Annotated in this window: 13 protein-coding genes; 2 read left to right on the forward strand and 11 right to left on the reverse strand. The window is 56.6% G+C overall.

Annotation, left to right across the window (positions count from 1 at the left end):
- Positions 1–80: 80 nt before the first annotated feature.
- Positions 81–1,256 (reverse strand): type III PLP-dependent enzyme, encoded by a 1,176-nt coding sequence (locus tag BUA49_RS02380; protein ID WP_072795222.1) that lies wholly within the window; start codon positions 1,254–1,256, stop codon positions 81–83.
- Between the two features lie 247 nt (positions 1,257–1,503).
- On the opposite strand from BUA49_RS02380, the gene BUA49_RS02385 reads away from it, so the two are divergent.
- Positions 1,504–3,858, forward strand: a complete 2,355-nt coding sequence (locus tag BUA49_RS02385; RefSeq protein WP_072795224.1) for a fatty acid cis/trans isomerase — start codon at positions 1,504–1,506, stop codon at positions 3,856–3,858.
- A 16-nt stretch (positions 3,859–3,874) separates the two neighbouring features.
- Here BUA49_RS02385 and BUA49_RS02390 read toward each other — a convergent pair whose 3' ends face one another.
- From BUA49_RS02390 to BUA49_RS02425, 8 genes are all read right to left on the reverse strand, one after another.
- Positions 3,875–4,693 (reverse strand): ATP-grasp domain-containing protein, encoded by an 819-nt coding sequence (locus BUA49_RS02390; protein ID WP_072795226.1) that lies wholly within the window; start codon positions 4,691–4,693, stop codon positions 3,875–3,877.
- Positions 4,694–4,757: 64 nt separating this feature from the next.
- Entirely contained in the window at positions 4,758–7,265 is a 2,508-nt protein-coding gene (gene hrpB, locus BUA49_RS02395; protein ID WP_072797610.1) for an ATP-dependent helicase HrpB, read from the reverse strand.
- Between the two features lie 7 nt (positions 7,266–7,272).
- Positions 7,273–8,487 carry a YbfB/YjiJ family MFS transporter gene (locus BUA49_RS02400; RefSeq protein WP_072795227.1) on the reverse strand — a complete coding sequence of 405 codons (1,215 nt, stop codon included), beginning with the start codon at positions 8,485–8,487 and terminating at the stop codon, positions 7,273–7,275.
- A gap of 97 nt (positions 8,488–8,584) precedes the next feature.
- The gene (locus BUA49_RS02405; protein WP_072795230.1) at positions 8,585–9,250 is read right to left on the reverse strand and encodes an SCO family protein; all 666 of its coding nucleotides are present in this window, start codon (positions 9,248–9,250) and stop codon (positions 8,585–8,587) included.
- A 144-nt stretch (positions 9,251–9,394) separates the two neighbouring features.
- On the reverse strand, positions 9,395–10,315 hold the full coding sequence (gene cyoE, locus BUA49_RS02410; protein ID WP_072795232.1) for a heme o synthase: 921 nt from the start codon (positions 10,313–10,315) through the stop codon (positions 9,395–9,397).
- On the reverse strand, positions 10,312–11,400 hold the full coding sequence (locus tag BUA49_RS02415; protein ID WP_139248768.1) for a COX15/CtaA family protein: 1,089 nt from the start codon (positions 11,398–11,400) through the stop codon (positions 10,312–10,314). The genes cyoE and BUA49_RS02415 overlap by 4 nt, the downstream gene beginning before the upstream one ends.
- A gap of 64 nt (positions 11,401–11,464) precedes the next feature.
- The gene (locus BUA49_RS02420; RefSeq protein ID WP_407656651.1) at positions 11,465–12,115 is read right to left on the reverse strand and encodes a hypothetical protein; all 651 of its coding nucleotides are present in this window, start codon (positions 12,113–12,115) and stop codon (positions 11,465–11,467) included.
- Positions 12,096–12,833, reverse strand: coding sequence for an SURF1 family protein (locus BUA49_RS02425; RefSeq protein ID WP_072795237.1), 738 nt, complete (start codon positions 12,831–12,833; stop codon positions 12,096–12,098). Before BUA49_RS02425 ends, BUA49_RS02420 begins: the two co-directional genes overlap by 20 nt.
- Positions 12,834–12,887: 54 nt before the next feature.
- Between BUA49_RS02425 and BUA49_RS02430 the strand changes: the two genes are divergently transcribed.
- Positions 12,888–13,091 (forward strand): twin transmembrane helix small protein, encoded by a 204-nt coding sequence (locus BUA49_RS02430; protein ID WP_072795239.1) that lies wholly within the window; start codon positions 12,888–12,890, stop codon positions 13,089–13,091.
- Between the two features lie 18 nt (positions 13,092–13,109).
- Here BUA49_RS02430 and BUA49_RS02435 read toward each other — a convergent pair whose 3' ends face one another.
- Together BUA49_RS02435 and BUA49_RS02440 are read right to left on the reverse strand one after the other, a co-directional pair.
- On the reverse strand, positions 13,110–13,997 hold the full coding sequence (locus BUA49_RS02435) for a cytochrome c oxidase subunit 3 (protein WP_072795241.1): 888 nt from the start codon (positions 13,995–13,997) through the stop codon (positions 13,110–13,112).
- Between the two features lie 16 nt (positions 13,998–14,013).
- Entirely contained in the window at positions 14,014–14,604 is a 591-nt protein-coding gene (locus tag BUA49_RS02440; RefSeq protein WP_072795242.1) for a cytochrome c oxidase assembly protein, read from the reverse strand.
- Positions 14,605–14,615: the final 11 nt, after the last annotated feature.

Genomic DNA, 14,615 nt, shown 5'->3' on the forward strand with positions numbered 1-14,615 from the left:
CTGAGCAAAGCGAGTTATTTTTCCCAGAAGAAAAGACACCCCGCTCCACAGCCCACTCCAATGAAGCAGGCCCTCCAGTTTTAGATGTAGTAGTCTTTTAACGGAGGAAATCCGTTAAATTCCACAGCACTGTAGGTAGTGGTATAGGCTCCGGTAGAAAGCCAGTACATGCGATCTCCAATAGCCAGGTTCAGTGGTAACGGGTACTTGTGGTGCTCGTACATAATGTCCGCACTGTCACAGGTAGGCCCGGCAATCACACAGTCTTCGCCTTCGCCCTTCTTGTCCGTCCAGATGGGGAATTTGATCGACTCATCCAGCGTCTCGATCAGCCCATTGAACTTACCAACATCCGTGAACACCCAGCGGTGAAGAGCCGTACGGGATTTACGGGCAATCAGCACCACCTCGCTCACCAGAACACCTGCGTTGGAAATCAGCGACCGGCCTGGCTCAATAATGATCTCAGGCAGTTCATCACCGAAGTCCTCCTTCAGGAAACGGGTAATCTCCGACGCATACACACCCAACTCGTTGGTACGGTTGATGTAATTGGCAGGAAAACCACCACCCATGTTAATCATCTTCAACTCGATACCGTCTTCTTCTTTCAGACGCTCGAAAATGACCTTTACCTTGTTCAGTGCCGAATCCCACGCGCCAATCTCCCGCTGCTGGGAACCCACATGGAATGAAACGCCGTAGGGCACCAACCCCAGATCCCGAGCCAGAATCAGCAAATCCATAGCCATATCATTCTCGCAACCAAATTTGCGGGAGAGCGGCCAATCCGCTGTTTGCGTGCCATCGGTCAGGATGCGCACGTAGATCCTTGAACCAGGAGCTGCCTTGGCGAGAGTGCGCAGGTCCGCTTCGGAATCCGTGGCAAACATACGCACACCCTTCTCATAGAAGGTGCGAATATCCCGGGCCTTCTTGATGGTGTTGCCGTAACTGATCCGATCAGCGGTCACACCGAGCGCCATCACCTTTTCCAACTCATACACCGACGCAATATCAAAGTTCGCACCCTTGTCCCGCAGCATGGTCAGAACCTGCGGAGCCGGGTTTGCCTTCACAGCGTAATAGACATTGGCATAGGGGAAACCTTCCACCAGCTCGTCGTACTGACGATCGATGGTAGCGGTATCAATCACCACAAACGGTGTTTCTTTGGTATCGGCAAACGCCTTGATCCGGCTAAAGGTCTCGGCGGTGTAGTAATCGGCGATGTTAGCGTTAGCTGAATCGGTCATGGATGGTGTGTCTCTCCAGGGATACTAAGTTTATGTGTAATAGCAGGCGCCAAACCCAGTTTGACCCCCGACAATAATCGCGATAGTCGGGCTTTTTTCACCCGGCTGATATGAGCATATCTACCCATAATTTATGGCAAAAGCCTTCCCTACTCACGGCCCACCGCCAAGACAAAGGGCCTTAGCGAACACCACCGGAACCCTCTATAATCTTACACCAACAAGCGATTCCTTCAGGAGCTCCTCAATGGCGCGACTCATTACAGCAGCACTCCTAACCCTGCTGTTCCTGGCCGGCTGTGCCGAAAAAACCTCGTCGCCCACTTTCAAACAGGCGCTACCCACCGCCACTCAGCAACCCGTCAGCTTCAACGAAGACGTTCGCCCCATTGTCGAAGCCAAATGCCTGGCCTGCCACGGCTGCTTTGACGCCCCCTGCCAGCTAAAAATGGAATACTCCGACGGCCTGATTCGCGGAGCACATAAAGACGCCGTTTACGATGGCGCACGCCTGGAAACCCAAAAAGTTACACGCCTGGGAATCGACGCCCAGAATGAACAACAATGGCGAGACATGGGTTTTTACTCCGTACTGGCCCGGGGCGACCAGACCCGCAGTCTGTTTGAAAACATGGTCCGCCTGGGTAAACAGTATGAGTTTGCGCCCAACAGCAAGCTGCCCGAGAACATCGAATTGGGCCTGTCCCGCGCCAATCAGTGCGTCAGCAACGGTGACTTCTCCAACTATGCCAGCAACCACCCCTACGAGGGCATGCCATTGGCCGTTGCCGGCCTGACCGACGACGAATACGCCACGCTCACCGGTTGGCTCAACCAGGGCGGCGCTATCAGCCCACTTGTAACCAGCGTCAGCGAAGCCGAGCAGAATCACGTCCAGCGCTGGGAAACCTGGCTAAATGAAGGCAGCCAGCGCCGGCAATTGGTCAGCCGCTGGATCTATGAGCACCTCTATCTTGCGCACCTGTACTTCGAGGACGATGGTGCCAAAACGCGATTCTTCGAAATCGTACGCTCCCACACGCCGCCGGGTAATGAAATTGAGATCATCGCCACCCGCCGCCCCAACGATGATCCCAAAGGCGAGCTTTATTACCGCCTGCGTCCGGTGGCCGGCAGCATCGTGCACAAGCGCCACATCACCTTCGGTTTTGGGAAAAAACAGTTCGAGCGCACCCGCGAGTTGTTTGAAACCGGTAACTGGCAAGTGGAAACTGCGCCGGATTACAGCCGGGACAAACGCGCCAACCCGTTTGCCACCTTTGCCGCCATCCCGGCAAAAGCGCGCTACCAGTTCATGCTGGATAATGCAGAGTACTTTACCCGCACCTTCATTCGCGGGCCTGTATGTCGGGGCCAGATTGCCACGGACGTGATCCGTGATCACTTTTGGGTGACCTATCGCGACCCGGAAAACGATCTGTATATAACTGACGCAGAGTATCGTAAAGAAGTAACGCCATTACTGGCGCTACCCGGGCAGGACAACGGCCTGCTGGATTTGGGGGATAACTGGAGGAACTACAAAGACAAGCGCAACCGCTACCATGAGATACGAAACATAGCTTACGGTGATGCATACCCAAAAGGTGCGTCACTTGATCATATCTGGGACGGTGACGGCAACAATACCAATGCGCTCCTAACCGTATTCCGCCATCACGACAACGCGTCTGTGCAGCGCGGCCTGATCGGCCAGGTTCCGCTGACCAGCTGGTGGATGGATTATCCTCTTTTCGAGCGCACCTATTATGAGCTGGTGGTGAATTTTGATGTGTTCGGCAACGTGGCCCATCAGGCCCAGACGCGCCTCTACTTTGACCTGATCCGCAATGGCGGCGAACAGGACTACCTGAGACTGGTGCCCCCGGGGGAACGCAACCGGGTTCTGCGGCACTGGTACCAGGGGGCTGGAGAGCTGAAACTGGACTACAGCTACGCCAGCATGGACGAGACGACACCGTCACAGGTGCCCTACGCAACCTCAGCCTTCAACGAAGAGCTGGGTGCACGTCTGCTGCTGAAATTCCACGAACTGAACGCAGAACGGGATGACCCCATCAACCGCTGTGGAGGCAGTGACTGTGGCCGCAAAGACGAACCGGAATGGATTCGCGAGGCAGATCAGGTGCTTTCCGAACTGGCCGCAACCCGAGCCGCGTTCCTGCCAGCGATCAGCTACCTGCCCAACGTCACCTTTCTACGGGTATACAACGAGGAAGGAAAGCGCACGGTCTACACAGTAATCCGCGACCGCGCCCACAGCAGCGTCGCTTTCCTGCTTGGGGAGGATCTGCGCTACCAACCAGAGAACGATAAACTGACCATCTACCCGGGGATAATCGGTAGCTACCCTAACTTCATGTTCGACATCCCGGCATCGCAGCTGGGGCTGTTCAAAGACCGGATGAAAGCGCTGAAAGTGGAGGAGCCAGAAGCCTTTGAAGAGCTGGTGAGCGTATGGGGCGTGCGCCGCACCCACCGGCATTTCTGGGAGATTCTTCACGATATCACTGCCTGGCAGCTGGAACATCAGCCCCTGCAGGCGGGTATTTTCGACATTAACCGGTACAAAAACCTGTAACAGGTCCGCCCCGGGCTCAGACCGCCAGAGGGTGGACAGGCTCGGGGGTATTAGGCCCGCCCGGATCCCGGGGCTCACTCTGCTGTTCCAGATATTCCAGAATAGCCTCTTTCAAGTCACTGCCCTGGCCCAGCCCCTGATTACCGAATAAGCGGTTAAATTCCAGTACATAGGGGTAGCCTGCCACCAGCGCAATATCAAAACCGGCGTGATCCACTTCCAGGTCCCGTGCGAGCCGGAGAGCCAGATCGGTCATCACTGCCGGCACCGGGCTATTATCAATCCGGCCACCCTTGGATACGTTGTTGTAAAAGCCCTGATCAGCCTGTGTACGCCAATACGCTGTTACCACTTTATCGCCCACCACCACAATGCGCGCGTCGCGATCCAGCGGCAGGTATTCCTGAACGTAAAGAACATCTGTGCGCTCGCAGTATCTGTTCCAGTCGTCATAGGTTTCAATCAGCCAAACGCCTTCACCCATACTGGCCTTCGGCAGCTTCGCCACAAAGGGCAGCGCCATAACACTCCAGATATGCTCGCGCTCTTCGGGGCCATTGGCTTCAATAATTGTCCAGGGAATATGTTCCGGTGCTACCGCCTCAAAAGCCCTTGTCATTTCCACCTTGTCATGGCCAATGCGATAGCTGGCAATGCTGGGGAAAACCCGGCATTTCAAACCGTGCACCAGTGCATTGAGCTGCCAGTATTCAGGGAATAGCACCCAGTCCGCATTGCGCAACAATTCTTTATGACGCAGGAAATACTCGGGCTTGAGCACTGTCGTGTCGGGAAAGCCGAGTGTGCGGAAAATATTAAACGATACGAAGTGCATGAGTGGGGTCGCGCTGGCCAAAGTGGGTGAATTTTAGGCAGTTTTGACCTGTGTACAAGCATTTTCAGTTACTTTTTTTGACGCCTTGCCTTTTGACGCCCTGCTGAGCGACGGCGGTTAGCGGATCTTCTGGCCAGGGATGCTTGGGATAGCGTCCACGAGTGTCTTTACGCACCTGTGGATAGACGTTAGACCAGAAACTGGCCAGATCTGCCGTGACCGCAAGTGGCCGCCGGGCCGGAGAAAGCAGGTGAATGACCACCGGCACCTTGCCGCCCGCAACCTCCGGCGTTTTTGTCCAGCCGAACAGCGCCTGTAACTTCGCTGCCAGAACCGGGCCGTTCTCAGCCGCGTAATCCAGACTCACGGAGCTGCCCGTAGGAATTATCAGAGCGCTCGGGGCAAGCTCTGAAAGCTGCTGCTGTTGCGGGTATTCCAGCAAGCTGTTCAGGGCGTTCTGCAGATTCAGCTTTGCCAGTTCAGACCAGCGGCTAATACCGGTCAGAAAAGGCGCCAACCAGTGTTCCAGCGTTTCGGTCAGTGCCTGGTCACCGACATCCGGCCACTGGCCGGGAAAGTGTCTGCCCAGCAGCGCGACTCTGGCCTGCCACTGCCGGGCCCCGGGGGTCCAGGGCAAACTATCCAGCCCTTTGCGCCGCACAGCCGCGAGTATGCCCTGCTGAATGAGCTCGGGTGAGGGTTTTGCCAGAGGTTTTTCGGCAAGAAGCAAAGCACCCAGCCGGCGTGTTTTACGGGCAACCACCGTGCCGCGTTTGTCATCCCATTCTGCCTCGTCCTGTTCACGGATGTGGGCTGCCAGATCGTCTTCCAGGGTTGGCAGGTCTACCGGTGCCGCAAGATAGATGGTTGCCTCTCTGGATTTACCATCCAGGTCTGCGGCCACCAGCCACTCATGACGGGCCAACCCATCGTCCGCACGCAATAGTGCACCTTTACCATTACTGAGCTGATAGCGCGGCGTGTCTCCAGGCCGGCGCTTTCCAATACGATCAGGATAAGCGAGTGCTAACAAACGCCCGACTTCAGTGGCTGTTGGCACCGTTTCCTGCTCGCTTTTGTCGTTAGCCCCGGGTTCCGATAAGCGCTTTGCCTGCAGGCGCAGCGCCTGCAATCGGTGCGGGTCTGTGCGCGGGGATCCGCCCTCACCACGCAGTACGCGGATGCGCTCATGCATATCGGCACCGGCGCCCGGGCCCAGCAAATCCCGGTCTTCCAGTAACGCGGCCAGTTCTGCCGCCAACCTGCCCAGCTTAAGCGACCGCCCAAGTATAACCATGTGCGCCAGCCGGGGATGGATGCCCAGTGCCCGGGCCGACTTGCCGTGTTCTGTAATAGCGCCTTCATCGTCCAGCATCTCCAGCCACTGCAACAGCGCCACAGCCTGCTGCCAGTGCGCAGGAGGCGGTGGGTCGATCCATACCAGCTTGTCCGGTACACGGGCGCCCCACTGGGCAAGCTCAAGCACCAGTGGCGCCAGATCTGCCTCGCGAATCTCCGGCGGCGTAAACTCAGCCAGTCCGAACTGCTCCGACTCACTCCATAGCCGGTAACAAACGCCCGGTTCAACCCGCCCGGCGCGGCCTTTGCGTTGCTCCGCTGAAGCTTTCGAGACTCGCCCGGTTACCAGCCGCGTCATCCCGCTGTTGGGGTCAAACACCGCACGGCGCTGCTGGCCGCTATCAACCACTACGCGCACGCCTTCAATGGTCAGGCTGGTTTCTGCGATGGCGGTTGCCAACACCACTTTACGAGTACCCGCAGCTGCCGGCGTAATGGCCTGATCCTGTTCTGCAGCTTTGAGATTGCCAAACAGGGGCGCAATCACAACATTCGGGGCCACCTGTCCGGCCAGCGCCTGAGCCACCCGGTGAATCTCCCCGGCACCTGGCAGGAACACCAGCACCGAGCCTGGCTGCTGTGCCAGGGCTTCCGCAACTACAGCCACTACCTGATCCAACAGCCGCGGGTTGCGCTGTGCACCAGGCGCAGGACGGTAAAATACGTCCACCGGAAATGCTCGCCCCTCGCTGCTTAACACGGGCACATCCCCAAGCAGGCGGGCAATCGGGGCAGTGTCCAGTGTGGCTGACATCACCAGTACCCGAAGATCTTCCCGCAACGCTTCCTGAGTCTCCCGCACAAGGGCCAATCCAAGATCGGCCTGCAAGGAACGCTCATGAAACTCATCAAACAGCACGGCGGCGTATTCTTCCAGCATGGGATCACTCTGGATCAGCCGCGTAAGAATGCCTTCGGTCACAACTTCTATGCGCGTCGCGCCGGACACTTTGGTATCCAAGCGCGTTCGGTAGCCCACTGTCTGCCCGGCCTTCTCGCCCAGCTGAGCTGCCATATACCGTGCGGCCGACCGGGCCGCCAGTCGCCTTGGCTCCAGCATCAGGATTTTACGGCCTTGTCTCCAGGGTGCATCCAGCAGGGCCAAAGGCACTCGCGTTGTTTTACCGGCGCCCGGGGGTGCCTGAAGCAGGGCTGTGGTGGTCTGCTCCAGAGTCTGTTTCAGCTCCGGCAGGATGTGGTCTATGGGGAGCACTTTTTTGTCAGTCAAAGCGGAGGGTTCGCGCATGCCAGACTTCGGGGCGGGGTACGAAGAAGACGAAGATCAGCCCGAAGGCCAATGCTGCTACTCCTATGCCGAAGGCTGAAACCAGGGTGCCACCGGCGTCCAGCCATTGCTTGGTCAGCCAGGGTCCGACCATCTGGGTAAAACCGTAGAGCGCAACCATGGCGGCAGACAATCGGGGGCCCTGATGTGGGTGCAGGGCACGGCCAATGCGCTGGGTGAGCAAGACGGTTCCCAGGAAGGTGCTGCCTACCAGCGCGGCACACAACACCAGGCCGATGGCACCGGGCAAGAGAACGACGGCCAGCACACCGGCCAGCTGGATCAGAAAGTTCAGTTTCAGAGCAGGGAGGTCTCCCATTTTGGTACCGAGCCGGTTCCACAGCCAGGCAGCCGGGATAGTGCACAGAGCAACAATAACCCAAACACCATCGAGCAACCAATGGCCGGCTTCGAGTTCCAGTTTTGCCAGCAGGGGCAGGAACGTCATTGGGAGGATGTAACCCAACCCGGCGCCAGCATAGGACAAAAACAGTGGGATACTGGCACGATCAATAAGTGGTGTGGTGGTTGCGGCTTTGCCATCACTGCCGTGCTCGTGATCCTGCAACTCCAGCCGCGACAGCCGGTAGGCGCCCCAAGCGGCCAAAGGAATGGAGATCAGAGCCGCAGGCCACCAACGCTCTGCTCCTTCCAGCCAATCGGCACTGCCGGTGACTAGTCCGCTGGAAACCAACAAGCCCAGGCCCACGCCGATATACACAAGCCCACTCATGCTGGCTCGATTGCGCAACACAAGCCACTCAAGAATCAACGCCGGAGCCTGAACGAAAACTACACCGTTAGCGACTCCGTTCAGCCAACGGCTGGCGGAAATGGCGGTCAAGCTGTCCGTCTGGGTGACGAGCAGGGTCGTTATGACATGCACCACCAAAGAAACAGGCAGCAGCACACGGATCTGGCTGACCCGGTACCAGCGGATAGCGAGTATGGCTCCCATGAGGTAGCCGAGGTAATTCCAGGTTGCCACCGCCGCGCCGTCTGACGCGGTGAACTGGCCGTCGTCTACCAGATAGGGCAGCAGAGGGGTGTAGATAAAGCGACCGAGCCCGTGCACAACCATTAGCATAATGGCGCCAGCTGCCAGAACGCCAAAGAGCTCTTTCGGGGTCGTGCTGTTCTGCTGATACATGCTATCTGTTCCGGCGAGTGTGTTTTCAGCCGGGCAGTCTATGCGAGTCGCGCCACTATGTCAGTTTGACCTTGGCAGAGATGCCTGCTCAACCGGCTCAGGAACGGGCGTTTTCACGATTGGCTTTAGCCCACTTGTAAATGCGCTCAAAAGCCTCTGCCAGATGCTCAGGGTTGTGGGGCGGTTGAATAAGTGCCGCTAACTCGCCATCCGGGTTCACCAGTGCAAAATGCCCGCTGTGGTCTACTAACAGCTCGCCGTCCACCTGCCGATGCACAAAAACCGCACTCAGACTTGTCGCCAGCGCCCGCAGTGTTTCCAGATCCCCGGTCAATCCATGGAAGTTCTCGCCAAAGAATCCGGTATAGGATTTGAGCTGCTCCGGTGTATCGTGCTCCGGGTCCGCACTGACCAGCAGGTAATCTGGCTGCGGCAACTCCTTCGACAGTAGTTTGTCTGTTCGACGCAGATTGGCCATAGCCGCCGGGCAGATATCCGGGCAGTTTGTGTAACCCACAAACGCAAACGTCCACCGGCCCCGAAGGCTTTCCCGGGTAACGGTTTCCCCGTTTTCGTTAATCAGCGTGAACTCTGCCAGAGGCCGTGGCTGGTCATAAACATAGGTGTTCATCTCGGCAAGATCCGGGGCTGGGGTCGGCTCGCCATTGCTCACCGTAAATACCTGCCGCCCAACGACCAGGCCGAAAACCAGAATTACAAATAAAAAAAGGAAAAATAAGGTGATTTTCACCGAACGATTCATTACGACTCCGCTAGCCAAGCTCTGCTTCGACACAGTGTACGGAGGAGGGGGATGTCTTTTCCTCTGGGAAAAACAACTCGCTGCGTTCAGACATTTTTCCCGGCAGAAAAGACATCCCCCTCCTCCCCGTGAACCTGTGTAGCGTCAGAAATATACAAAGTGATCTACAAGAAGTACCACAAACAGGGCCATCAGGTAAGTGATGGAGTATTTGAAGGTGTTAAGAGCTACACGGCGATCGTCGCCTTTCAGCAACCGTATGGCGTAGTGGAGGAAGCGCAGGCCTAAGGCCAGAGCACCAGCCAGATAAATCCAGCCGGACATGCCTGTGACAAAAGGTAGCAGGCTGACCGCCAGCAAAATAAGGGTGTAAAGCAGGATGTGCAGTTCGGTATATTTGTTGCCATGGGTAACGGGCAACATGGGGATGCCGGCTTTGGCGTATTCTTCTTTACGGTGAATGGCCAGCGCCCAAAAATGGGGGGGTGTCCATGCGAAGATGATCAAAACCAGCAGTAGAGCATGGCCGTCTACTTGCCCGGTCACCGCCGTCCAGCCCAGCAGGGGAGGCATGGCACCGGCCAGGCCGCCAATGGTGATGTTCTGAGGGGTCGCCCGCTTCAGGAACAAAGTATAGACACCGGCGTAACCCACGAGAGAAGCCAGGGTGAGCCATGCGGTCAAGTCGTTCACTTGCCACATCAATACCGCCATACCTACACAAGCAAGCAACGCGGCAAACGTGATTGCTTCCAAAGGGGAGATCTTGCCTGTGGCCACCGGGCGCTTACGGGTGCGAGCCATCACGGTATCAATCTTCTGATCGACAACGTGGTTGACTACTGCAGCAGCGCCCGCAAGAAAGGCAATGCCCATATTGCCATAGATCAGTACACTCCAGCTGGGTAACTCGGAGGTCGCCAGCAGCATGCCGATGACCGATGTCAGGATCATCAGCGCCACAACCCGGGGCTTGGTCAGCTCCAGGTAATCCCGCCAGGAAATCGAACCGGCGGATTGACTGGAAACTACCTGGGCCGGCAGTACGTCCACTTGCTCACTCATGCCGTAACCTCCTGCTTCATTGCTGTTGTATGTGTTGCTGTTTCAGCCTGTGGCTGCAATTGATGGTGCCGCCAGATCAGGTAAATGACTGACAGCAGCAGGCCAGCGCCCATGGCGTTGTGGGCAACTGCGACCGGAAGGGGAATATAGAATAGAACGTTGGCAATACCGAGAGCAACCTGCGCCGCCAGTGCTGCTGCAACCAGCCGGATGGGGCCGTGCAGCTCCCGATTATTGTTCCGGCGCCAGATCAATACCAACAGAACTGAAAAATAGGCCAGAACCACCAAGGCACCTGCCCTGTGGGTTACGTGAATCGCCACTCGTCCGTCCGCTGTGAGCTGCCCTCCCAGATAGTTAGGACCAACATGCTGGGTAATGTCAAAACCGTGCTGGAAATCCATGCCTTCTGGCCACCACTGACCCTGACAGGTTGGCAGGTCTGTACAGGCGACTGCCGCATAATTCGCGGCCGTCCAGGCACCCAGCGCAATCTGCATAATGATCAATAGCAAACCACCGAAAAGCCACGGGCGGAAACCCGCCAGGCTGGCCCCCAGTTCTGACGGCTTTGCCGAAGCTGCAGGCGTTGTGGCCGCCGCCGCGACCTGATCAGCCGAAAACTTCCGCAACCGAAGCACCCACAACGTAAGCAGGCTCAGTGTTGTAAAACCACCCAGCAGGTGCAAGGCAACAACCTGGGGCCAAAGCTTAAGGGTGACCGTCCACATACCGAAGGCACCCTGCAGCAGTATAAAACCGGCAATGAAGAGGGGTAATTTGAAGGGGACGCCACTCCGGCGCTGACGCACCGCGCTGACAGCCAAGCCGAACACCACCAGCCCCAGCGTGCCGGCAGCGTAACGGTGAATCATTTCAGGCCAGCCTTTGGCCACATCCACGGGTGTATCCGGGAAACGGGCATTGGCAATCGCAACATGTGAATCGCTCTGGGGCACGGTCAAGAAGCCATAACACCCCGGCCAGTCCGGGCAGCCCAGGCCCGCATCAACCAACCGTGTCCAGGCGCCAAGCATGATCACCACTACGGCGAGAAGAACCGAAAACGTAGCCCAGTTCAACATGGCTCGTGCTTTTGGCTGACTGCTGGTGGACAAATGATTCAAGGTAATTCCTCCAGGCTGAGCCTCAGCCCACCTGTGACAGTTTGAGCAGGTGTTTCAGATCCTTGAGCATGTCCTTGCCAGAATTTTCCGGACCATAGTGCATCATAACGTTTCCAAAAGGATCAATCAGCATGATGCGTGGCTCTTTTTCCGGGTTTATACCCACAGGCCAAGCTGGTGTTGTGCCCGGCGCCGGCACCAGGCGCTCCATTAAACGGTACTCAGTAGGCCAGCGCGCAGCCAAATCACCGGTAATACCACCCAGCACAGCGGCTCTGGAGACACGGTTGGCGTTTTTGCCCAACGCAATATTTGCTTGCCTCGCCAAATAGAGCAGCTCTTCACAACGGCTGTCACACTCGCCGGCTGCGACCAAAAGCAACCATTGGGGCTCAGCCTGTGCTGCGCTGAACCTCTCGGCAAGCGGCTCACCGGAAAGCGTTTCAAGGCTGAGGTCCGCCACAGGCACCGTCGGGTTGATCAGCACCCCCTGATTGGTGTGTCCTGCCGGGTTCAACCAGCCGGTATAGAACATGAGCGTGGCCAGGATCATCGGCCCGAAGCCAAGGGCAAACAATAAAAACGCGGTACGCCGGCCTCTGCGAGCCTGCTCGGGCGTCGGGCCGTCTTTATCTTCCTGCTGTGGCATCCGGTCAGCCATTGTCATTGTCATTATTGGTTCCTGTCTTTCGATAGCTCGCTACTACACTCAATACAGTCAGCACCATTGCAAGCGCAAACCACTGTGTCGCATATCCGTAATGTGTTTGTGGCCCCATCCGATCCGGCTCCCAGTCGGCACGATAAGCTCCCGGCTGCTCGCTGTTCTGCAGCCGGATAATGGCACCAGGCAGCCTCGCAATCTCAGCTCTCGCTACCGGTCCTGGAAGCATCTGCACCCGACGGGGCCAGCCTTCTGCCTGTACTGACTTGCTGGACAGAACCGGCGGCTCCGGGTACGGGCCTATTCGACCGGTCATACTGAATATACCTTCAGGGGGAGTTACATCTGGCAATTCATTTCGGGTTCTCGGGGCCGCGACCCACCCTCGGTTTATCAGAACTGGCGGGCCCTCAAGCGGGTAAAAAGCTGTCAGCACCTCGTAACCGGCGATACCATCACGGGTCCGGTTATCCAGCAACCAGCTGCGCTCACCAAAGAGCCCGGTAACTGTAACCGGCCTGCCGTTCTCCAGCCCTCTGGCCACCAGTTCCGGCCAATCTAGATTCTGAGCTTCCTGTTGCCACTGGTCCAGTATGATCTGCTTTTCTTCCGCCCGATTCAGTTGCCAGATACCCAGCGCTATCAATAGCGGCAAAAAGGCACCCGTAAAAACCATTAATCGCCAATCAATACGCCATTGTCGGGAGTTTTTCTTTGGCTCAGTCATGGTCTGCTATAGTAAATGTGGCAGCAACCAGAACAAAAAACCAGAGAGATTTTTATGCTCAAAGCCCTTATTATTTTTCTCATGCTCGCCGTCATCGTCAGCCTTTTCAGCGGCCTTTTTTTCCTCATCAAAGATGGCGGTAAAACCAATCGGGTGGTGAACTCCCTCGCCGTTCGGGTAACACTAAGCGTGCTTTTGCTGGTCGTCATTATTTTGTCAATATGGCAAGGGAGCCTGACACTGCACCCGACTCCCTGACGGCAAATCATTGTTGCATCAGATGACATACACAAACACAAACAGGCCCAGCCAGACCACATCCACAAAGTGCCAATACCAGGAAGTTGCCTCAAATCCGAAGTGGTTGTCCCCTGTGAAATGCCCCTTGTGAATGCGTATCAGCATGATGATCAGCATCAGCGTTCCCAACATTACGTGAACACCGTGGAAACCGGTGAGCATGAAGAAGGTACTGCCATAGATACCGGACTGAAGCGTCAGGTTGAGCTCCTGATAGGCGTGCAGATATTCCTCTGCCTGCAGAGAAAGAAATGCCAGCGCCAGCACGATTGTGGCTGCAAGCCAGATTTTCACTTTCTTCCGGTTATCGGCTTTGAGCGCATGGTGGGCAACCGTCACGGTAAATGACGAAGTAACCAGAAGAATGGTGTTCACAAGCGGCAGGCCCCAGGCGCCGATCACGGATTCCGGTGCCGGGAAGGCTTCCGGATCCGGATTGTTAATCAACGGCCAAGTCGCCTGAAAACCCTCCCAGAGCATGTTGGAACTGCCCCTGTCGCCTTCGCCGCCGAGCCAGGGCACAGCAAACACGCGGGCGTAGAAGAGCGCTCCGAAAAACGCCGCAAAAAACATGATTTCCGAGAAAATAAACCAGCTCATACCCCAGCGGAACGAACGATCCATCTGTGGACTGTATAGGCCAGAGCGGCTTTCTTTGATGACGGTGCCAAACCAGCCAAATAACATATAAATCATGATCAGTATGCCGACTGCGAATATCATCCAGTCGCCGCTCGTACTCCCGCCTTGTTTGCTGCTGACCATAATCGAGGCTGCCCCGAACAGGGTAACCCCCAAGCCCACAGTCGCAACAATAGGCCACTTGCTCTGTTCAGGAACGTAATAGGTCTGAAAGTCCGCCATAGCAATCTCCGATGGCTTATCCATTATCGATTATTGTTGTTTTCAACGCAGCAGCCTGTGATTCGCCCTGGTCATACAGCGTATAGGACAGCGTCAGTTTGGTAATGTGGCTGGGCAAATCCCGGTCCACAATAAAAACCAGAGGCATTTCTGTACTCTCACCGGCAGCCAGTGGTTGCTGGTTGAAGCAGAAACACTCTGTTTTATGGAAATACAAAGTTCCCTCGGATGGCGACAGGCTCGGTACCGCCTGCGCCACCATATCCCGGTCGGTCGGGTTCTCGGCGTAGAAATTTACCTTAATCGCCTCACCGGGATGAGCCTCGACACTTCGCGCCACCGGACGAAAAACCCATGGCATGTCCGGCCCGTTCTGCGCCACAAACTGTACTTTGACGGTGCGGGTCATGTCTGCAGTCGTCAGCTCCGTGGATTCATAACGGCCACTGGTCTTGCCATTAATGCCCGTAATGTCACAGAAAACGTCGTACAGAGGCACCAGCGCAAAGCCAAAGGCAAACATGCCAACTACGCTGGCAAGGCACCAGCCTACAACCCGCGCATTGCTGCGCTGGGGGGGCGCGTTATTTGCCGGTTGCTCAGCCATGTTGCCAGCCC

The sequence above is a fragment of the Marinobacter antarcticus genome (assembly GCF_900142385.1).
GTDB classification, from domain to species: Bacteria; Pseudomonadota; Gammaproteobacteria; order Pseudomonadales; family Oleiphilaceae; genus Marinobacter; species Marinobacter antarcticus.

Coding starts and splice junctions, on each gene's coding strand:
- BUA49_RS02380 (WP_072795222.1), bottom strand. CDS start 1,256: ATGACCGATTCAGCTAACGCTAACATCGCCGATTACTACACCGCCGAG.
- BUA49_RS02385 (WP_072795224.1), top strand. CDS start 1,504: ATGGCGCGACTCATTACAGCAGCACTCCTAACCCTGCTGTTCCTGGCC.
- BUA49_RS02390 (WP_072795226.1), bottom strand. CDS start 4,693: ATGCACTTCGTATCGTTTAATATTTTCCGCACACTCGGCTTTCCCGAC.
- BUA49_RS02400 (WP_072795227.1), bottom strand. CDS start 8,487: ATGTATCAGCAGAACAGCACGACCCCGAAAGAGCTCTTTGGCGTTCTG.
- BUA49_RS02405 (WP_072795230.1), bottom strand. CDS start 9,250: ATGAATCGTTCGGTGAAAATCACCTTATTTTTCCTTTTTTTATTTGTA.
- cyoE (WP_072795232.1), bottom strand. CDS start 10,315: ATGAGTGAGCAAGTGGACGTACTGCCGGCCCAGGTAGTTTCCAGTCAA.
- BUA49_RS02415 (WP_139248768.1), bottom strand. CDS start 11,400: ATGTTGAACTGGGCTACGTTTTCGGTTCTTCTCGCCGTAGTGGTGATC.
- BUA49_RS02420 (WP_407656651.1), bottom strand. CDS start 12,115: ATGACAATGACAATGGCTGACCGGATGCCACAGCAGGAAGATAAAGAC.
- BUA49_RS02425 (WP_072795237.1), bottom strand. CDS start 12,833: ATGACTGAGCCAAAGAAAAACTCCCGACAATGGCGTATTGATTGGCGA.
- BUA49_RS02430 (WP_072795239.1), top strand. CDS start 12,888: ATGCTCAAAGCCCTTATTATTTTTCTCATGCTCGCCGTCATCGTCAGC.
- BUA49_RS02435 (WP_072795241.1), bottom strand. CDS start 13,997: ATGGCGGACTTTCAGACCTATTACGTTCCTGAACAGAGCAAGTGGCCT.
- BUA49_RS02440 (WP_072795242.1), bottom strand. CDS start 14,604: ATGGCTGAGCAACCGGCAAATAACGCGCCCCCCCAGCGCAGCAATGCG.